At 70.8% G+C, this 19,084-nt stretch carries 15 protein-coding genes; 8 read left to right on the top strand and 7 right to left on the bottom strand.

The annotated features are described in order from the left end of the window. The first annotated feature begins 298 nt into the window (after window positions 1-298). The 5 genes from QC282_RS01605 to QC282_RS01585 all read left to right on the top strand — a co-directional run bounded on the left by QC282_RS01605 (window position 299) and on the right by QC282_RS01585 (window position 5,437). On the top strand, window positions 299-1,390 hold the full coding sequence (locus tag QC282_RS01605; protein WP_279547308.1) for a TraR/DksA C4-type zinc finger protein: 1,092 nt from the start codon (window positions 299-301) through the stop codon (window positions 1,388-1,390). 65 nt (window positions 1,391-1,455) lie between these two features. Then, complete coding sequence (gene lspA / locus QC282_RS01600) at window positions 1,456-2,163, top strand: signal peptidase II (RefSeq protein WP_279547307.1); 708 nt, start codon at window positions 1,456-1,458, stop codon at window positions 2,161-2,163. A 60-nt stretch (window positions 2,164-2,223) separates the two neighbouring features. Further along, the gene (locus tag QC282_RS01595) at window positions 2,224-3,168 is read left to right on the top strand and encodes an RluA family pseudouridine synthase (RefSeq protein WP_279547306.1); all 945 of its coding nucleotides are present in this window, start codon (window positions 2,224-2,226) and stop codon (window positions 3,166-3,168) included. Continuing rightward, window positions 3,165-3,635 (top strand): GNAT family N-acetyltransferase, encoded by a 471-nt coding sequence (locus QC282_RS01590; RefSeq protein WP_279547305.1) that lies wholly within the window; start codon window positions 3,165-3,167, stop codon window positions 3,633-3,635. Before QC282_RS01595 ends, QC282_RS01590 begins: the two co-directional genes overlap by 4 nt. Window positions 3,636-3,850: 215 nt before the next feature. Beyond that, window positions 3,851-5,437 (top strand): Na+/H+ antiporter, encoded by a 1,587-nt coding sequence (locus tag QC282_RS01585; RefSeq protein ID WP_279547304.1) that lies wholly within the window; start codon window positions 3,851-3,853, stop codon window positions 5,435-5,437. 98 nt (window positions 5,438-5,535) lie between these two features. Here QC282_RS01585 and QC282_RS01580 read toward each other — a convergent pair whose 3' ends face one another. Then, the gene (locus QC282_RS01580) at window positions 5,536-6,684 is read right to left on the bottom strand and encodes a mechanosensitive ion channel family protein (protein WP_279547303.1); all 1,149 of its coding nucleotides are present in this window, start codon (window positions 6,682-6,684) and stop codon (window positions 5,536-5,538) included. 143 nt (window positions 6,685-6,827) lie between these two features. Between QC282_RS01580 and QC282_RS01575 the strand changes: the two genes are divergently transcribed. After that, a complete protein-coding gene (locus tag QC282_RS01575) occupies window positions 6,828-7,421 on the top strand; it encodes a dienelactone hydrolase family protein (RefSeq protein ID WP_279547302.1) in 594 nt (197 codons plus the stop codon). Here QC282_RS01575 and QC282_RS01570 read toward each other — a convergent pair. The 5 genes from QC282_RS01570 to QC282_RS01550 all read right to left on the bottom strand — a co-directional run bounded on the left by QC282_RS01570 (window position 7,403) and on the right by QC282_RS01550 (window position 13,550). Beyond that, window positions 7,403-8,392, bottom strand: coding sequence for a zinc metalloprotease (locus tag QC282_RS01570; RefSeq protein ID WP_279547301.1), 990 nt, complete (start codon window positions 8,390-8,392; stop codon window positions 7,403-7,405). The genes QC282_RS01575 and QC282_RS01570 overlap by 19 nt on opposite strands. A gap of 337 nt (window positions 8,393-8,729) precedes the next feature. Continuing rightward, complete coding sequence (locus QC282_RS01565) at window positions 8,730-10,400, bottom strand: alkaline phosphatase (protein WP_279547300.1); 1,671 nt, start codon at window positions 10,398-10,400, stop codon at window positions 8,730-8,732. 137 nt (window positions 10,401-10,537) lie between these two features. Further along, entirely contained in the window at window positions 10,538-11,362 is an 825-nt protein-coding gene (locus tag QC282_RS01560) for a thioredoxin domain-containing protein (RefSeq protein WP_279547299.1), read from the bottom strand. Window positions 11,363-11,458: 96 nt separating this feature from the next. Then, window positions 11,459-12,151 carry a hypothetical protein gene (locus QC282_RS01555; RefSeq protein WP_279547298.1) on the bottom strand — a complete coding sequence of 231 codons (693 nt, stop codon included), beginning with the start codon at window positions 12,149-12,151 and terminating at the stop codon, window positions 11,459-11,461. Window positions 12,152-12,224: 73 nt separating this feature from the next. Then, a complete protein-coding gene (locus QC282_RS01550) occupies window positions 12,225-13,550 on the bottom strand; it encodes a DUF2252 domain-containing protein (protein ID WP_279547297.1) in 1,326 nt (441 codons plus the stop codon). A gap of 265 nt (window positions 13,551-13,815) precedes the next feature. Here QC282_RS01550 and dnaE point away from each other — a divergent pair, with 265 nt between their 5' ends. Continuing rightward, on the top strand, window positions 13,816-17,355 hold the full coding sequence (gene dnaE, locus QC282_RS01545) for a DNA polymerase III subunit alpha (RefSeq protein WP_279547296.1): 3,540 nt from the start codon (window positions 13,816-13,818) through the stop codon (window positions 17,353-17,355). Between the two features lie 86 nt (window positions 17,356-17,441). Here the strand turns inward: dnaE and QC282_RS01540 are convergent, their stop codons facing one another. Further along, the gene (locus QC282_RS01540) at window positions 17,442-17,603 is read right to left on the bottom strand and encodes a hypothetical protein (protein WP_279547295.1); all 162 of its coding nucleotides are present in this window, start codon (window positions 17,601-17,603) and stop codon (window positions 17,442-17,444) included. Between the two features lie 224 nt (window positions 17,604-17,827). On the opposite strand from QC282_RS01540, the gene QC282_RS01535 reads away from it, so the two are divergent. Continuing rightward, complete coding sequence (locus QC282_RS01535) at window positions 17,828-19,033, top strand: NYN domain-containing protein (RefSeq protein ID WP_279547294.1); 1,206 nt, start codon at window positions 17,828-17,830, stop codon at window positions 19,031-19,033. Window positions 19,034-19,084 lie beyond the last annotated feature (51 nt).

Here is a 19,084-nt window from a genome sequence, read left to right as displayed (position 1 = left end):
CTGCGCCCAGTGTACGGCGCCGCGCGGACAGCGGCCGACCGGTTTTCGGGGCCTCGGAGACCTGGGTGGCGTATGGCCCTGTTTGACCCGAATGGCACGGTATGCGCGTTCGGAACCCCAGGCGCCCGGCTCGGCGGATTACCCGGCGGGGAGCTGGGCACAACGCATGCATGCTTGCGCGCGCGATCCGCGAGGCGGGCGAATCGGGCGGTGTGCCCCGTTGCCGCGGGGCTCAAGTCGATTTATCGTCCCAGCACGATTCGCGAGCAAGATCACAATATGTGAAGGGGCCGCGGCCATGGTGGCGAAGAAGAGCGCACAGGGAGGCTCGGCGGCCCGGGCCGGCGGCGCGGCGACACGGGTGAAGAAGGCCGCCGCGAAGAAGACGGCGACCGGGAAGAAGAAGGCGGTGAGCGGGGGGACGAAGGCGGCGACCGGGGAGAAGGCGGTCGCGGAGGGGGTGACGGCCGAGAAGGAGACCTCGAAGAAGGCGCAGAAGGAGGCCTCGAAGAAGACGGTCGCGAAGAAGACGGTCGAGAAAACTGTGGTCGCGAAGAAGGCAGTCGCGAAGCAGGGGGCGGCGAAGAAGGCCGTCGCGAAGAAGGCCGTCGTCAAGAAGGAGGCCGCTCAGGCGGTCGCCGAGAAGCCGGTCGCCAAGAAGGCGGCTGCCAAGAAAGCCGTCGCCAAGAAGGCCGCGGCCAAGAAGGTGCCGGGCACGCCGGGCAAGAAGGAGGGCGCGAAGGAGCCGGTCGGCGGGGCGGCGGGTGCCGAGAAGGCCGCGGCGAAGAAGGTGCCCGCCAAGAAGGCGGGCGCGGGTGGGAGCAAGGCGGCTGCCGGGAAACCGGCTGCCGGGAAGAGCACAGCCAAGGAAGTGGGCGCGGCGCAGGCCGCGGAGCAGACGGGAGCCACGACGGTGGTTGCGAAGAAGACTCCTGGCACGGCCACGGCGGCGAAGACCGCCGTTCCCAAGGCACGGGTAGCCGCGGCGGAGCCCGGCGACCTCGCGGTGCGCCCCGGTGAGGACCCCTGGACCCCGGAAGAGGTCGCGGAGGCCCGCGCGGGGCTGCAGTCCGAGCAGGAACGGCTGGAGACCGAGATCGCCGAGTCCGAACGGTCCCTCGCCGGCCTGATGCGGGACTCCGGGGACGGTGCCGGCGACGACCAGGCGGACACCGGCACCAAGAACATCACGCGCGAGCACGAGCTGGCGCTGACCGCCAACGCGCGCGAGATGCTGACCCAGACCGAGCACGCCCTGGAGCGCCTGGACGCCGGCACGTACGGCCTGTGCGAGAACTGCGGCAACCCCATCGGAAAGGCGCGCATGCAGGCGTTCCCTCGGGCCACCCTGTGCGTGGAGTGCAAGCAGAAGCAGGAACGGCGGTACTGATCGGGACGGGGTGGAGGCGTGCCGTACCCTCGTGCTCAGTCAGGTACCTAGGTTGAGGGACTCACGTGGCAGAGGCGGAGCGCATCATCGGTACGCCGGACACCCCGGACACGGCGCGGGCGCGGCAGGACCGGCCCGAGGAGAACGCGTCGCCGGGCACGCCGTCCGGCTCCGAGGGGGCCGCGGCCCCGGCCGGCGGGTCCGGCACCGGTGGGGCGGCGCACCCCGCCGGTGAGGACCCGGCGGGGGCGGCGGACGGGACGGCGGCAGGGGCCGAGCGGCCTCGGGGCAAGCGCCGTATCGCCGTGCTGTTCGCGGTCGCCACGGTCGCGTACGCCCTCGACCTGATCAGCAAGATGATCGTGGTGGCCAAGCTGGAGCACCACGAGCCCATCGAGGTCGTCGGGGACTGGCTGAAGTTCGAGGCCATCCGCAACGCGGGCGCGGCCTTCGGCTTCGGCGAGGCCTTCACCGTGATCTTCACGGTGATCGCGGCGGTCGTGATCGTCGTGATCGCCCGTCTGGCGCGCAAGCTGTACAGCACGCCGTGGGCGATCGCACTCGGGCTGCTGCTCGGCGGCGCGCTCGGCAACCTCACCGACCGGATCTTCCGTTCGCCGGGCGTCTTCGAGGGCGCGGTGGTCGATTTCATCGCGCCCAAGCACTTCGCCGTGTTCAACCTGGCCGACTCCGCGATCGTGTGTGGCGGCATCCTGATCGTGCTGCTGTCCTTCCGCGGCCTCGACCCGGACGGCACCGTCCACAAGGACTGAACGCCCCGTTTGTCCACAGGCCCGGTCGGGACCACCGGGCGGGTCCGGCATACTCGACGGGTGAGCACGATTCCCGAGATCCGTACCCTGCCCGTGCCCGACGGCCTGGAGGGCGAGCGCGTCGACGCCGCCATCTCCCGCATGTTCGGCTTCTCCCGGACCAAGGCGGCCGAGCTCGCCGCCGCGGGGAAGGTCACGGTCGACGGATCGGTGGTCGGCAAGTCGGAGCGCGTGCACGGCGGCGCCTGGCTGGAGGTCGAGATGCCGCAGGCCCCCGCGCCCGTGCAGGTGGTCGCCGAGCCCGTCGAGGGCATGGAGATCGTGCACGACGACGAGGACGTGGTCGTGGTCGTCAAGCCGGTCGGGGTCGCCGCGCACCCGTCGCCGGGCTGGACCGGACCGACCGTGATCGGCGGCCTCGCCGCCGCCGGATACCGCATCTCGACGTCCGGTGCCGCCGAGCGCCAGGGCATCGTGCACCGCCTCGACGTCGGCACGTCCGGCCTGATGGTGGTCGCCAAGTCGGAGCGCGCGTACACGTCGCTGAAGCGCCAGTTCAAGGAGCGCACGGTCGACAAGCGGTACCACACGCTCGTGCAGGGCCACCCCGACCCGACGAGCGGCACGATCGACGCGCCCATCGGCCGCCATCCCCACCACGACTACAAGTGGGCGGTCACGGCCGAGGGCAAGCCGTCCGTCACGCACTACGACCTCGTCGAGGCCTTCCGCGCCGCCTCCCTGCTCGACGTGAAGCTGGAGACCGGCCGCACCCACCAGATCCGCGTCCACATGGCGGCCCACCGCCACCCCTGCGTCGGCGACCTGACCTACGGCGCCGACCCCACGCTCGCCAAGCGGCTCGGGCTGACCCGCCAGTGGCTGCACGCCGTCCGGCTCGGCTTCGAGCACCCCGGCGACGGCCAGTGGGTGGAGTACGCCAGCGACTACCCCGAGGACCTGCGGAAGGCCCTGGACCAGGTCCGCGAGGAGACCTACGCGTGAGCCGGCCGAGGTACGCGGTGCGCGTCGCCGAGGACCCCGCCGACCGCGAGGCGTGCTTCGCGGTGCGCAATGAGGTCTTCGTCGTCGAGCAGGGGGTGCCGGAGGACCTGGAGTACGACGCCTACGACGCCGGTGCCGTGCACGTGCTGGCGGTCCGGGACGACGGCATACCGCTCGGCACCGGACGGCTGCTGTACGGCGAGGCGGCCGCCGCGAAGAACGGCGGGGACCACGAGGTGGGCTCCCTGGGCCGGCTCGCGGTGACGAAGGACGCGCGCGGACTCGGCGTCGGGGCCGCACTGGTGCGCGGCATCGAGGACGCGGCACGCGCGCGGGGGCTGACGGCCGTCGACCTGCACGCGCAGACGCAGGCCCTCGGCTTCTACGAGCGGCTCGGATACGTGGCGTACGGGCCGGAGTTCCCGGACGCCGGTATGCCGCACCGGGCGATGCGGCGCCCCCTCTAGACCGGCTCCGACTGCCGGGCCGGCTCCGACTGCCGGGCCGGCTCCGACTTGCGGGCCGGCTCCGACTTCCGGACCGGGTCCAATGGTGTCACTCCCGGACCGGTTCCAACGGCGTCGCTCCGGACCGGTTCCAACGGCGTCGAACCGGCTGTTCGCAGGGCCGGCGTGGCAGGGTGGAGGGCGCCGTGTGACGTCGTACCCCCGGAGCGCTGACCGTGGATCAGTTGGCCCTGCTGTGCGTGCTGTTGCTGGGGGCCCTGGTGAGCGTCCCGCTCGGGGAACGGCTGGGGCTGCCGTCGCCGGTGCTGATGACGGTCCTCGGGATCTGCCTCGCGCTGCCCGACTTCGTGCCGAACGTCGACATCCCGCCGGACCTGATCCTGCCGCTGGTGCTGCCGCCCCTGCTGTACGCGGCCGTGCGGCGGACGTCGTGGCGGCAGTTCACCATCAACAAACGGCCGATCTTCCTGCTGGCGGTGGCGCTCGTCTTCGTCACCACCGTCGCCGTGGCCGCCGTCGCGGGCGCGATCGTGCCGGGCATCCCGCTCGCCGCGGCCGTGGCGCTCGGCGCGCTGGTCGCACCGCCCGACCCGGTCGCCGCGACCGCCGTGGCCGCACGGCTCGGCCTGCCCCGCCGCCTGGTCTCCATCCTGGAGGGCGAGGGGCTGTTCAACGACGTGACCGCCATCGTCCTGTACCACGTGGCGATCGCCGCGGCCGTCAGCGGGACGTTCTCGGCGTGGGAGGCCGGGCTCGACCTGGTGCTGTCCGCCGTCGTCGCCGTCGCGGTCGGGCTCGCGCTGGGGTGGGGCGCGGACAAGCTGATGAACCTGCTCGGCGACGCGACGCTGCAGGTCGGCCTGAGCCTGCTCGTGCCGTACGCCTCCTACGTGCTGGCCGAGGAGCTGCACGGCTCCGGAGTGCTCGCCGTGCTCACCACGGCCCTGTTCCTGACCGAGTACGCCCACGACGCCGACGACGTGATGACACGGCTCGCCGGGCACACGTTCTGGGACGTCGTCGACACCCTGGTCACCGGCGTCGCGTTCGGGCTGATCGGTCTCGAACTGCACAACGCGATCCGGACGGCGTCCGGGCGGTGGGGTGAACTCCTCGGCTGGGCGGGGGTGATCGTCGTGGTGGTGGTCCTGGTGCGGCTGCTGTGGCTGCTGCCGGCGGCCTGGCTGGCGAAGCGGCTGCACGCCCGGCGCGACCACGACGAGGACATCCCGATGAGCAAGCGGGAGACCGTCGTCATGTGGTGGGCCGGGATGCGCGGCGTCGCCTCGGTCGCGCTGGCGCTCGCCATTCCTCTGCACACCGACGACGGCAGCGCCTTCCCCAACCGGGACGAGATCGTGTTCATCGCGTTCGGGGTCATCATGGCGACGCTGCTCCTCCAGGGGACGACGCTGCCGTGGCTCGTGGAGCGGCTGGGCGTGCAGGCCGACACGGAACGGGAGAAGGCGTTCGAGAAGCAGCTCGCGGTGCGGGCGGCGAAGGCGGCGAAACGGCGGCTGAGGGAGATCGAGGAGGTCGAGGAACTGCCGGAGGACATCAGCGAGCAGATGCTGCGGCGGGCCTTCGACATCGGGTTGCGGATCAGTCCGGACATCGGGGAGGCGGAGCGGCGGGAGGCGTACGCGCAGCGGGCCCGGCGGATCAAGCGGGTACGGCGCATCCAGGGGGAGATGCTGAGCGCCGCACGGCACGAGGTGCTGGCGGCGCGCAGTGAGCCGGGGGCCGATCCGGAGATCGTGGACCGGGTGCTGCGGCATCTGGATGTGCGCAGCCTCCGCTGACTCCACGCCGATGCTTCGGTGACTTCTTCGGTGACCCCTTCGGGGGTTCCCGCCCGCGCGCCGGGCGCCGCCGCCGACGGCCGCGCCCGGCGCCGGGGTCAGTGCCGCGGCGTGCCGTGCGCGCGGCGCGTGACCTTGCCGTCGGGCGCCGACAGGTGGCCGTCCTTCACCGGGCGCCGGCCCTCGGGCAGGGTGCCGCGGCCGTCGCGGGGCGGCGGTACGGCGGCGTCCGCGGTGTTGACGCGGGGCAGGGCGTACGGGTGGTGGTCGGCCAGCCAGCGCAGCATCTCCTCGCGGACCGTGACCCGTACCGTCCAGATGTCGTCCGCGTCCTTGGCCGTCACCAGCGCCCGCACCTGCATGGTGTTCGGCGTGGTGTCCGTGACGGACAGGTTGTGGGCGCGGCCGTCCCAGGCCGGGCACTCGCGCAGGATGTCGCGGAGCTTCTCGCGCATCAGGTCCGTCGGCGCCGAGTGGTCGAGGTGCCAGTAGACGATGCCGGTCATCTCGGCGCCGCCGCGCGACCAGTTCTCGAACGGCTTGGACGTGAAGTACGACACGGGCATCGTGAGCCGGCGTTCGTCCCAGGTGCGCACGGTCAGGAAGGTCAGGGTGATCTCCTCGACCGTGCCCCACTCGCCGTCCACCACGACCGTGTCGCCGATGCGCACCATGTCGCCGAAGGCGATCTGCAGCCCCGCGAACATGTTGCTCAGCGTCGACTGGGCGGCGACACCGGCGACGATGCCGAGGATCCCGGCCGAGGCCAGCAGCGAGGCACCCGCCGCGCGCATCGCGGGGAAGGTCAGCAGCATCGCCGCGGCGGCGACCACGCCGACGATCGCGGAGACCACCCGCACGATCAGCGTCACCTGGGTCCGCACCCGGCGGACCCGGGCGGCGTTGTGATGGGTGCGCGCGTAGCGCGAGTACGACGTCTCCACGACGGCGGCGGCGATACGGATCACCAGCCAGGCGGTGGCGCCGATCAGTACCAGTGTCAGGACCCGGCCGACACCGACCTCGTATGTCTCCAGCACCTGCGCCTCGTCGTAGGCGCCTCTCAGGAAGGCGGCGCACAGCACGAGCTGGTACGGGATGCGGCCGCGACGCAGCAGCCCCCACATCGGGGTCTCCGGATGCCGCTGGTCGGCCTTGCGCAGCAGAAGGTCGGTGGCCCAGCCGATCACCAAAGTGAGCGCGACCGAACCGCCGACCACGATCAATGGACGGAGCAGGTTCTCCATGCCTTCGAACCTAACCGGCCCCCGGGGGTCACGAACATGTGACTTCCGGAACGCGCGGGGTACCGGGTGCCGACCGCCGGACCGACCGCCCGCCCGCCCGGCCGTGCCGCCGCGTTGTCGTACCCGGCTGGCACCATGGCCTCATGGACATCATGCTCTTTCACTCGACCTATGGCCTCAGGCCCGCGGTGCGCGCGGCGGCGGACCGGCTGCGCGCCGCCGGACACGAGGTGTGGACGCCCGACCTCTTCGAGGGGCGCACGTTCGACACGGTCGAGGAGGGCATGGCGCACCAGGACGAGATCGGCAAGGACGAGCTGCTGAAGCGTGCCGTGCTGGCCGCCGCGCCCTACTCGGACCGGGGCCTGGTGTACGCCGGTTTCTCGTTCGGCGCGTCCGTCGCGCAGACCCTGGCCCTCGGTGACGACAAGGCGCGCGGGCTGCTGCTCCTGCACGGCACGTCGGACATCGCGGCGAACGCCTCGGTGGACGACCTGCCGGTCCAGCTGCACGTGGCCGAGCCGGACGCCTTCGAGACGGACGACTGGCTGAGCGCCTGGTACCTGCAGATGGGCCGGGCCGGCGCCGACGTCGAGGTGTACAGATACGCCGGGGCCGGTCACCTCTACACCGACCCCGACCTGCCCGACTACGACGAGGAGGCCGCCGAGGCCACCTGGCGGGTGGCGCTCGGCTTCCTCGACTCGCTCGGGGAGCGTCAGCCGGCGGCCCGGTAGGCTGCCCAGTTCTCCTGCATGCGCGTCACCTGGCCCGCGGTGAACTGGTACATGCACGCGTCGTACGTGTAGTCCATGAAGTTGTGGATCGGGTCGGCGCCCGGCTTGTTGGTGCAGGTGTCGCGGCCCGTCGGGCACTGGTACGCGGCGCTCTTCTCGGCCGGGGTGTCGGTGACGTAGTCGCCGTTGCCGTTACAGCCGCCCTGGAAGGTGTGGTACAGGCCCATCCAGTGGCCGACCTCGTGGGTCGCGGTGTCGCCCTCGTCGTAGTTGGCGGCCGAGCCGCCCGGCAGCGAGGCGTCCAGGACGACGACGCCGTCCATCGACGGGCTGGACTTGTACGAGCTGGGGAAGGTGGCCCAGCCGAGCAGGCCGTCGCCGATGTTGGCGGTGTAGAAGTTGAGCGCGTTCGCGCCGCCCTTGCGCAGGGCGGACTTCATCGCCTTCTCCTCCGGCGAGCCGTAGCGGACGGTGTACCAGGCGGCGTTGTCGGTGTAGTCGGTGCCGGCCAGCGTGAACTGGAAGCCCGAGTCGGTGTTGCCGGTGCCCTGGCCGGCGTAGGCCGAGTTCAGGACGTTCATCTGGGCGGTGATGTCGGCGGAGCTGAGCTTGCCGGTCTCGCCGTCGTGGATGACGTGGAAGTAGACCGGGATGGTCGTCGAGGCGGCGGCCGTCGTGCTGCGGCCGTTGGCGCGCAGCTTGTCGAGCTTGGCGCGCAGGTCGGCGTTCATGGCCTGGGCGCGGGCCTCGCTGATCTCGTTCGGCTCGGCGACGTGCTCGCCGTGCCCGGGGCGGGCCTCGCGGGCCGCGGCGTGGGTGTGGGCGTCCTCGACGCACTCGGCGGCGGGGGTGCCGGCCGCGGCGACGCCGGTGGGCGCGGACAGGGGAGTGAGCATCAGGGTTCCGGCCATGACGGCCGTACCGAGAAGGCGTCTGCGCGACAGGGACGATATCCGGGCAAGCGCACGCATGCGGGCTCCTAGCGGATGCGGTGGGGAAATGGGGCACAGGGGTCTTCCTGGCCGCCGCCCGGAGATTACGTGGACATGCCCATGCGGCAAGAGCAGTGATCAAGCCCAATCAAATAACCGGCAAACAAGGGCAATCGGGAAAGTGTCGCGTGCAGAAACGTAACGTCGTCCGGAGTTTGAGATCCCGACGTAACGAGTTCGGTTACCAGGCGGGCGGTGTGTCCGCATTCGGCTCGCGGCCCGCACCACCCGCCGTAGCGATGTGATCTTTCGTTAACGCTTCGCGCTCTGGTCGGGGTTGGCTGAAAAGCGCCCCTGTGGAGGGAGGTGGCGGGAACTACACGGGGTCGTAGGTCCGCTCGACCTTCTGGGTGCCGCTGCGCGTGCGGTACGAGCGGGCCCAGGACGAGGTCGCGTCCCGCTTCGTGCGGTCGGACAGGACGTAGTAGTCCATCTGCGCGCGCTCGGCCGTGAGGTCCAGGACGCCGTAGCCGTGCCGGTCGGTGTCGACCCAGTGGACGTGCCGGTTCGCGGCGCGGATCAGCGGGGCGGCGACCGCCGAGACCGTGCCCTCGGGGACCTTCACGATGTCGTCGAGGTTGTCGGAGGAGACCGAGGTGACCACGAACTCCGTGGCGGCTGAGGCCGACAGCGGGTACGTACCGGCGTTCACCGGCACGTCGTTGGCCCACGCCATGTGGATGTCGCCGGTCAGGAACACGGTGTTGCGTATCGCGTGGGACCGCAGGTGCGCCAGGATCTCGCGGCGGTCGTCCGTGTACCCGTCCCACTGGTCGGTGTTGATGGCGAGGCCCTCCTGCGGCAGCCCCAGCAGCTCGGCGAGCGGCTTGAGCAGTTCGGCGGAGAGCGAGCCGATCGCGAAGGGCGCGATCATCACGGAGTTGCCGACCAGCCGCCAGGTCGTGTCGGACGCCTTCAGGCCGGACTTGAGCCAGTCGAGCTGGGCGCGGCCGGTGAGGGTGCGCTCCGGGTCGTCGACGTCGCCGTTGCCCATCTTGACCTGCTGCGAGCGGAACGAGCGCAGATCGAGCAGGGACAGGTCGGCGAGCTTGCCGAAACGCAGCCGGCGGTAGGTGGTGCCCGAGATCGCCGGGCGCACCGGCATCCACTCGAAGTAGGCCTGCCTGGCGGCGGTCTGCCGGGCGGACCAGGCGCCCTCCGCGCCCTCGGTGTGGTTCTCGGCGCCGCCCGACCAGGTGTCGTTGGCGAACTCGTGGTCGTCCCAGATCGCGACGACCGGCGCCGCCGCGTGCAGCGCCTGGAGGTCCGGGTCGGTCTTGTAACGGGCGTGCCGGGCGCGGTAGTCGGCGAGGGTGACGATCTCGTGCGCGGGCTCGTGCGGCCGTACGACGGTGCCGCGCGTGCCGTACTCGCCGGTCCCGTACTCGTAGATGTAGTCGCCGAGATGCAGCCAGGCGTCCAGGTCGCCGCGGGCCGCGAGATGGCGGTACGCGGCGAAGTGGCCGGCCTCCCAGTTGGAGCAGGAGACCACGCCGAAGCGGAGGTTGGCGACGGAGGCGCCGGCGGCGGGCGCGGTGCGGGTGCGGCCGACGGGGGAGTCGGCGGTGCCGGCGGAGAAGCGGAACCAGTAGTCGGTGGCCGGTTCCAGGCCGCGGATGTCCGCCTTGACGGTGTGGTCGGAGGCGGCGGTGGCGGTGAGGGAGCCCTTGGAGACGACGTCCGTCAGCGCCCGGTCCCTGGCGACGACCCAGCTCACCTCGGTGGCCGGGCCCGTCCCGGAGCCGGGTATCGCCTCGGGCACGGGTGTCACGCGCGTCCACAGCAGGACACCGTCGGGCAGCGGGTCGCCGGAGGCCACGCCGTGCAGGAAGGCGGGGGCGTCCGTGGCGGCGCGGGCGGGCAGCGCGCCGGTGAGCGGCCCGGCCAGCACCGCGCCGGCGGCGGCCGCCTTGACGACCGTACGGCGGCGCGGCGAGAGGGAGTTGGGGGAGGCCGTGTTCTCGGTTGATCTGTATCGACTGGTCACGGCCGATCAGATTACTGAGCGGTAGGAACAAGAGCGGGCGAACTCGTGAAAGTTCGCCCGCTCTTCGGCGCGGAGTCAGCGGCCCGTGGCCAAAGGCCGGTGGTCGGCGGCCGGGACCGGGGCCGGCTTCCGCTGGCTCAGGCCTTCAGCGCCGCCTCGATCGCCGTGTTGAACTCCTCCGCGGTCATCGGCGCGTTCTTGCCGTCCGCGCCGGTGAGCTTCTTGCCGTCCATGAGCAGGGTGGGCGTGCCCTGGAAGCCGTACTTCTCGCCGTCGGCGTCGAACTTCTCGCTCATGGTCAGCGCCCACTTGTCGAAGGTGCCGTCCTGGACGTCCTTCTGGAACGCCTTGTTGCCCTTCAGGGCCTCGACGCTGTTCGCCACCTCGATGAGGTAGTCGTCGTCCTTGAACTTGTCGTCGGTCTCCTCGGGGTGGAACTTCGCCGAGTAGAGCGCCGCCTTGTAGTCGAGGAACGCCTCGGGACTCACGTCCAGGGCGGCGCCCAGCGCGCTCAGGGCGTTCCTGGAGCCCTCGCCCGGCACGTTGTTGTCGATGAACGTGGCGCCGACGAACTGCACCTTGTACTTGCCGTCGTCCAGGCCCTTCTGCACGGACTCGCCGATGGCCTGCTCGAAGGAGGCGCAGACCGGGCAGCGCGGGTCCTCGTACATCACCAGGGTCTTCTTGGCGCTGCTCTCGCCCACGACGACGGTCGTGCCGTCCTTGCCGGTCGTGTTGGCCGGCTTCACGAGCTTGTCGTCCTTCGCCGCGTCCCAGTACTCCGGCTTGCTCGCCTGCACCGCCGCGTAGCCGATGCCGCCGGCTATCGCGAGGACGCCGACTATGGAGCAGGCGACGATGATCTGCCGCTTGACCTTCGCCCGCTTCGCCTCGCGCTCGCGTTCGATGCGCAGACGCTCCCGGGCCGCCGTCTTCGCCGCCTGGCTGTTCCGCTTGCTCATTGGGTTTTCTCCATGGGGGACGCGCACACGTCGTGTGCGGGATATGTAGGGGGAACTACTGGTGCTCAGGGTGGTGCCGACGTGGAGGCGGTGGCCTCAGACGAGGGCGGCCGGGCACGGAGGTCCACGCCGTCCCAGGGAGTGCGCGAGGAGCAGACCGCGGGCGGGCGCCGTACGGGGCGCCGGGCGCGGGAAGGGGCGCGGCGCCGAGCCGGTCCGCGCGGTCACGGCGGCCACGGCGATCAGCAGCGGCCGGAACGTGGCCGCCCCCACCGCCCGCAGCAGCTGGGCCAGGGCCCGCTCGCCGCGGCGCAGCCAGGCGGCCGCGAGCAGCCCGACGGCGAGGTGCGCGCCGAGGAGAAGCCAGGCGGTGGCCGGCTCGGCGTGCACGACGAGCGTCGCGAGCCGGTCGGTGTCGGCGCCGGTGACCTGGGCCAGCGGCGTGCCGACCGGGGTGCCGTCGCCGCACAGCACGTCGAAGCCGACGGAGCGCAGCGGTCCGGCGACCGGGCCGCCCGCCCTGCCGTAGCAGACGTGCTGGCCGGTGGTGAGGACGGTGTCCGCGGCCAGCTCCAGCGGGACCAGCAGCGCGGCGATCCGGCCGAAGGAGCGCTCGCGGCCCGCGAGGGCGTACGCGACGGCGAACACGGTGGCCGCGACCGCGGCCACCGTGTTCAGCGGCAGCGGGGCCCGCGACAGCAGCACGTGCGACGCGGTGCTGAGCGTCACGACGAGTGCCGTGAACAGCGCCGCGCGCAGGGCTCTGATCGGGGTCCCGGACATGTCCATAGCGAAAGGAGAGTCTGTCACGTGCTCCGGTAAGGGGCTCCTAAAGGGAACCTGTGAGCGGGGGGATGGATGGTTACAGACCCGGAATCCGGCCGTTGCGGAAGAGGTCCACGAAGATCTGGTGGTCGGCACGCGCGCGTGCGCCGTAGCTGTGCGCGAAGTCGACGAGCAGCGGCGCGAAGCCGTCCTCGTCCGCCGCGATCGCCGCGTCGATGGCGCGCTCGGTGGAGAACGGCACCAGCGACTCGCCGGACTGGTCGTCCGCCGCCGCGTGCATCGCCGCCGTGGCCCGGCCGAGGTCGGCGACGACCTGGGCGATCTCCTCCGGGTCGTCGATGTCGCCCCAGTCCAGGTCCACCGCGTACGGCGACACCTCGGCGACCAGCTGGCCCGCCCCGTCCAGCTCCGTCCAGCCGAGCCACGGGTCGGCGTGCGCCTGGAGGGCGCGCTGCGAGATCACCGTGCGGTGGCCCTCGTGCTGGAAGTAGTCACGGATCGCCCGGTCCGCGATGTGCCGGGAGACGGCCGGGGTCTGGGCCTGCTTGATGTAGATCACCACATCGTTCTCCAGGGCGTCGCTGTTGCCCTCCAGGAGGATGTTGTACGACGGCAGGCCCGCCGAGCCGATGCCGATGCCGCGGCGGCCCACGACGTCCTTCACGCGGTAGGAGTCCGGGCGGGCCAGCGACGACTCGGGCAGCGTCTCCAGATAGCCGTCGAAGGCGGCCAGCACCTTGTAGCGCGTGGCCGCGTCCAGCTCGACGGAGCCGCCGCCGGCCGCGAAGCGGCGCTCGAAGTCGCGGATCTCGGTCATCGAGTCCAGCAGCCCGAACCGCGTCAGCGCGCGGGCGTCACGCAGCGCGTCCAGCAGCGGACCCTGCGCGGTGTCCAGCGTGAACGGCGGCACCTCGTCGCTCTTGGCGCCGGTCGCCAGGGCGTGGATCCGCTCCCGGTACGCGCCCGCGTACGTCAGCACCAGCTCGGTGATCTGCTCGTCGCTGAGCGCCTTCGCGTACCCGATCAGGGCCACCGAGGCGGCGAAGCGCTTCAGGTCCCAGGTGAACGGGCCGACGTAGGCCTCGTCGAAGTCGTTGACGTTGAAGATCAGGCGGCCCGTGGCGTCCATGTACGTGCCGAAGTTTTCCGCGTGCAGGTCGCCGTGGATCCACACGCGCGAGGTGCGCTCGTCCAGGAACGGCCCGCCGCGCCTGTCCTGCTCCAGGTCGCGGTAGAAGAGGCACGCCGTCCCCCGGTAGAAGGCGAACGCCGAGGCCGCCATCTTGCGGAACTTCACGCGGAACGCCGCCGGGTCGGCGGCCAGGAGCTCGCCGAACGCGGTGTCGAACACGGCGAGTATCTCCTCGCCGCGGTGCTCGTCGCTGAGCTGCGGGACCGACATCGCTGGGTGCCTCCTGGTGCGGGTGGTGCGTGACAAGCGTGACAAGCGTGACAAGGGGGACGGGTGCGGCCGTCCGGCGGTGCGGACGCCCGTCGCCTCTTCCAACGGGCGAGGGTACGGCGGAGTGCCCGCGACCCGCGCACGAAGGTACGCGGGTCGGCCCGCGGGTGTCAGTGCCGAGGCATAGACTTCGACGCTGTCCCCCAGACTCGTCCGCAGCCTGTCGGACACCCGTCGACTCCCGTTCCCCTTGGAGGCCGCAGCCGTGTCGAAGCCGCCGTTCACGCACCTGCACGTCCACACCCAGTACTCGCTGCTGGACGGTGCCGCGCGGCTGAAGGACATGTTCAACGCGTGCAACGAGATGGGCATGACGCACATCGCCATGTCCGACCACGGCAACCTGCACGGGGCGTACGACTTCTTCCACTCCGCGCAGAAGGCCGGAGTCACCCCGATCATCGGGATCGAGGCGTATGTCGCCCCCGAGTCGCGGCGCAACAAGCGCAAGATCCAGTGGGGCCAGCCGCACCAGAAGCGGGACGACGTCTCCGGTTCGGGTGGTTACACCCACAAGACGATGTGGGCGGTCAACAAGACGGGTCTGCACAACCTCTTCCGGCTCTCCTCCGACGCGTACGCCGAGGGCTGGCTGCAGAAGTGGCCCCGGATGGACAAGGAGACCATCGCCCGGTGGTCCGAGGGCATCGTCGCCTCCACCGGCTGCCCCTCCGGCGAGGTCCAGACCCGGCTGCGCCTCGGCCACTTCGACGAGGCCCTCAAGGCGGCGGCCGAGTACCAGGACATCTTCGGCAAGGACAAGTACTTCCTGGAGCTGATGGACCACGGCATCGAGATCGAGCGCCGGGTCCGCGACGGCCTGCTGGAGATCGGCAAGAAGCTCGGCATCCCCCCGCTGGTCACCAACGACTCGCACTACACGTACGCGCACGAGGCCACGGCCCACGACGCCCTGCTGTGCATCCAGACCGGCAAGAACCTCTCGGACCCCGACCGCTTCAAGTTCGACGGCACGGGTTACTACCTGAAGTCCACCGACGAGATGTACGCCATCGACTCCTCGGACGCCTGGCAGGAGGGCTGCGCCAACACCCTGCTGATCGCCGAGATGGTCGACACCACGGGCATGTTCGAGAAGCGCGACCTGATGCCCAAGTTCGACATCCCCGAGGGGTACACCGAGGTCACCTGGTTCCAGGAGGAGGTCCGCCGCGGCATGGAGCGCCGCTTCCCCGGCGGCATCCCGGAGGACCGCCAGAAGCAGGCCGAGTACGAGATGGACGTCATCATCTCGATGGGCTTCCCCGGCTACTTCCTCGTGGTCGCCGACTTCATCATGTGGGCCAAGAAGCAGGGCATCGCCGTCGGCCCCGGCCGGGGCTCCGCGGCCGGCTCGATCGTCGCCTACGCCATGGGCATCACCGACCTCGACCCGATCCCGCACGGCCTGATCTTCGAGCGGTTCCTCAACCCCGAGCGCGTCTCCATGCCCGATGTCGACATCGACTTCGACGAGCGCAGGCGCGTCGAGGTGATCCGGTACGTGACGGAGAAGTACGGCGCCGACAAGGTCGCCATGATCGGCACGTACGGCACCATCAAGGCCAAGAACGCGATCAAGGACTCCGCGCGCGTGCTGGGTTACCCGTACGCGATGGGCGACCGCATCACCAAGGCCATGCCCGCCGACGTCCTCGGCAAGGGCATCCCGCTGTCCGGCATCACCGACCCCGAGCACCCGCGCTACTCGGAGGCGGGCGAGGTCCGCGCGATGTACGAGAACGAGCCGGACGTGAAGAAGGTCATCGACACCGCCAAGGGCGTCGAGGGCCTGGTCCGGCAGATGGGTGTGCACGCCGCCGGCGTGATCATGTCCAGCGAGACCATCACCGACCACGTCCCGGTCTGGGTCAGGCACACCGACGGCGTGACCATCACGCAGTGGGACTACCCGAGCTGCGAGTCGCTCGGCCTGCTGAAGATGGACTTCCTGGGCCTGCGCAACCTGACGATCATGGACGACGCCGTCAAGATGGTGAAGGCCAACAAGGGGATCGACATCGATCTCCTGAGCCTCCCGCTCGACGACCCCACGACCTTCGAACTGCTCCAGCGCGGCGACACCCTCGGCGTCTTCCAGTTCGACGGCGGCCCCATGCGCTCGCTGCTGCGGCTGATGAAGCCGGACAACTTCGAAGACATCTCCGCCGTGTCGGCCCTGTACCGGCCGGGCCCGATGGGCATGAACTCCCACACGAACTACGCGCTGCGCAAGAACGGGCAGCAGGAGATCACGCCGATCCACCCCGAGCTGGAGGAGCCGCTCAAGGAGGTCCTGGACGTCACCTACGGCCTGATCGTCTACCAGGAGCAGGTGCAGAAGGCCGCCCAGATCATCGCGGGCTACTCGCTCGGCGAGGCCGACATCCTCCGCCGCGTGATGGGCAAGAAGAAGCCGGAGGAACTGGCGAAGAACTTCGTCCTCTTCAAGGAGGGCGCCCGCAAGAAGGGCTACAGCGACGAGGCCATCCAGGCGCTGTGGGACGTGCTGGTCCCCTTCGCCGGCTACGCGTTCAACAAGGCGCACTCCGCCGCGTACGGCCTGGTGTCGTACTGGACCGCCTACCTCAAGGCGAACCACCCCGCCGAGTACATGGCCGCCCTGCTCACCTCGGTCAAGGACGACAAGGACAAGTCGGCGGTCTACCTCAACGAGTGCCGCCGCATGGGCATCAAGGTCCTCCCGCCCAACGTCAACGAGTCCGAGGCGAACTTCGCCGCCCAGGGCGACGACGTGATCCTCTTCGGCCTGTCCGCCGTGCGCAACGTCGGCACCAACGTGGTCGAGTCGATCATCAAGTGCCGCAAGGCCAAGGGGAAGTACACGTCCTTCCCGGACTACCTCGACAAGGTGGAGGCGGTCGTCTGCAACAAGCGGACGACGGAATCGCTGATCAAGGCCGGCGCCTTCGACTCGATGGGCCACACCCGCAAGGGCCTCACCGCGCAGTACGAACCGATGATCGACAACGTGGTCGCGGTCAAGCGCAAGGAGGCCGAGGGCCAGTTCGACCTCTTCGGCGGCATGGGCGAGGAGGACAGCAGCGAACCCGGCTTCGGCATGGACGTGGAGTTCTCCACCGACGAGTGGGACAAGACCTACCTGCTCGCCCAGGAGCGGGAGATGCTCGGCCTCTACGTCTCCGACCACCCGCTGTTCGGCCTGGAACACGTGCTGTCCGACAAGGCCGACGCGGGCATCTCCCAGCTCACCGGCGGTGACTTCGGCGACGGCGCGGTCGTCACCATCGGCGGCATCATCTCGGGCCTGCAGCGCAAGATGACCAAGCAGGGCAACGCCTGGGCCATCGCCACCGTCGAGGACCTCGCCGGCTCCATCGAGTGCATGTTCTTCCCGGCGACCTACCAGCTGGTGTCGACGCAACTCGTCGAGGACGCCGTGGTGTTCGTCAAGGGCCGGCTCGACAAGCGCGAGGACGTGCCGCGGCTCGTGGCGATGGAGCTGATGGTCCCCGACCTGTCCAACGCGGGCACCAACGCGCCCGTGGTCCTCACCATCCCGGCCACCCGGGTCACCCCGCCGATGGTCAGCCGCCTCGGCGAGATCCTCAGCCACCACAAGGGCGACAGCGAGGTGCGGATCAAGCTCCAGGGCCCGACGAAGACCACCGTGCTGCGCCTGGACCGGCACCGGGTCAAGCCCGACCCGGCCCTCTTCGGCGACCTGAAGGTGCTGCTCGGCCCGTCCTGTCTGGCCGGCTGACCCGTACGCACGGCGGAGGGGCGCACCCGGAACCGGGTGCGCCCCTCGTCATGTGCTGTGGGCCGCAACGGCCCGTTAACCAGCCGTCAGTTGTGACCGAAGCGCTTCTGCCGGCCCTTGCGGGCGACGTCACCGGGCGTCACCGGCGAGACACGCTCGTGCGCCTGCGTCTCCAGCGCCGTCTGCGTCGCCTCCTGGCCGCGCTCGGCCTGCGGCTGCTTGCGATCACGGTTCTTGTTCTTGGCCATGGTGATCTGCCTCCTGTGGGGGATCTAGGGGCCAGGGCCGGGATCAGATTCACATAGGCTGACAAAGAACGCATTTCGGGTAATTACCGTCCGTGACAGGGTTCGTCGCCCCGCGCGGACCCGAAACGCCACGCCGAAGATCGAGTTCGGGCCGTTAACCCAGGCGTGGTCGGGCAGACTCGAAGCAAGCCCGAAGCAAACCTCCCGGAAAGAGGGTGGACCGCGTGGACCGCTGCATCGTCCTGGTGGACGCCGGGTATCTGCTGGGGGCCGCCGCCAGTCTCCTCGCCGGGGAACCGTCGCGCTCCCGCATCACCGTCGACCACACCGCCCTCATCCGGGGCCTGCGAGAACGGGCCGAGGCCGAGACCGAGCAGCCCCTGCTGCGCATCTACTGGTTCGACGGCGCCCCCGACCGCGTCCCGCAGCCCGAGCACCGCAGGCTGCGCGTGATGCCCCGGGTCACCGTCCGGCTCGGCGCTCTCACCCGCAGCGACGGGCGCTGGGCGCAGAAGGGCGTCGACGCCGCGATGCACGCCGAGCTGACCGAACTGGCCCGCAACCGCGCCTGCTCCGACATCGTCCTGGTCACCGGCGACGGCGACCTGCTGCCCGGCATGATGGCCGCCAAGGAACACGGCGTCGCCGTCCACCTGTGGGCCGTGCAGGCCGCCGACGGCGACTACAACCAGTCCGAGGACCTGGTCGCCGAGGCCGACGAGCGCCGGGTCCTGGACCGCACGTGGATCACCCGGGCGGTCCGCGCGAAGGAACTCACCGGAGTGTGCGCGCCGCCGCCCGTGCCCCGGCCGGAGATCGCCGCGATCCTGTCCGCGCCGCTGCCCGAGTCCGCGCTCGCCGCTCCCGAGCGGCCCGTCGACGAGACCCCGCCGCCCGCCGCCGCGCCGAACGGCAGCCAGGACCGGGCGCCCGCCGCGAAGGGCGGCGTGCCCACGCCCAAGGACCTCGCCGCCCTGCGCGCCCACGGCCAGCACCCCGCGCAGCACCCCACGACCGCGACGCTGCGCTGGTCCTCCGACAAGGGCTGGGTGGACCGCCCGCCCACCGAGCCGCCGGAGGCTGCGTCCATGCCGACGCTCGCCCAGCTGACCACGGCCGAGCAGCGGTGGGCCGACCGGGAGGAGGACATCACGACCGTCGGCGGCGACCCGTTCGAGGTCGGGCAGGTCTTCGCTCGACGCTGGGTGGAGCGGCTCGGCGACCAGAGCCACCTCCAGCGGCTGTCCGGCATGTACCCGCGCGTCCCGCACCGCATCGACGGGGAACTGCTCAGGTACGCCGCCCGGTTCGGGCTGCTCGCCCACAAGGACGACCAGATCGACGAGCACGACCGCTATGCCATCCGGGCCGGATTCTGGCGCGAGATCGGCGTCCGCACCGGCGTCGAACACGCCCCGGCGGCCGACTGAGGCCCCCGCCGTCGCGGGCCCCGAGGACAGACCGGGCCCGCGGACCCCGTA

Origin of the sequence: Streptomyces sp. DH24, from assembly GCF_029813775.1 — a bacterium.
Classification (GTDB): domain Bacteria; phylum Actinomycetota; class Actinomycetes; order Streptomycetales; family Streptomycetaceae; genus Streptomyces.
This window is presented reverse-complemented; position numbering and strand designations above follow the sequence as displayed.

Bases quoted from the DNA above. Each gene is read 5' to 3' on its own strand.
- QC282_RS01605 (WP_279547308.1), top strand. From the start codon at position 299: ATGGTGGCGAAGAAGAGCGCACAGGGAGGCTCGGCGGCCCGGGCCGGC.
- QC282_RS01580 (WP_279547303.1), bottom strand. From the start codon at position 6,684: ATGGAGAACCTGCTCCGTCCATTGATCGTGGTCGGCGGTTCGGTCGCG.
- QC282_RS01575 (WP_279547302.1), top strand. From the start codon at position 6,828: ATGGACATCATGCTCTTTCACTCGACCTATGGCCTCAGGCCCGCGGTG.
- QC282_RS01570 (WP_279547301.1), bottom strand. From the start codon at position 8,392: ATGCGTGCGCTTGCCCGGATATCGTCCCTGTCGCGCAGACGCCTTCTC.
- QC282_RS01560 (WP_279547299.1), bottom strand. From the start codon at position 11,362: ATGAGCAAGCGGAACAGCCAGGCGGCGAAGACGGCGGCCCGGGAGCGT.
- QC282_RS01555 (WP_279547298.1), bottom strand. From the start codon at position 12,151: ATGGACATGTCCGGGACCCCGATCAGAGCCCTGCGCGCGGCGCTGTTC.
- QC282_RS01550 (WP_279547297.1), bottom strand. From the start codon at position 13,550: ATGTCGGTCCCGCAGCTCAGCGACGAGCACCGCGGCGAGGAGATACTC.
- QC282_RS01540 (WP_279547295.1), bottom strand. From the start codon at position 17,603: ATGGCCAAGAACAAGAACCGTGATCGCAAGCAGCCGCAGGCCGAGCGC.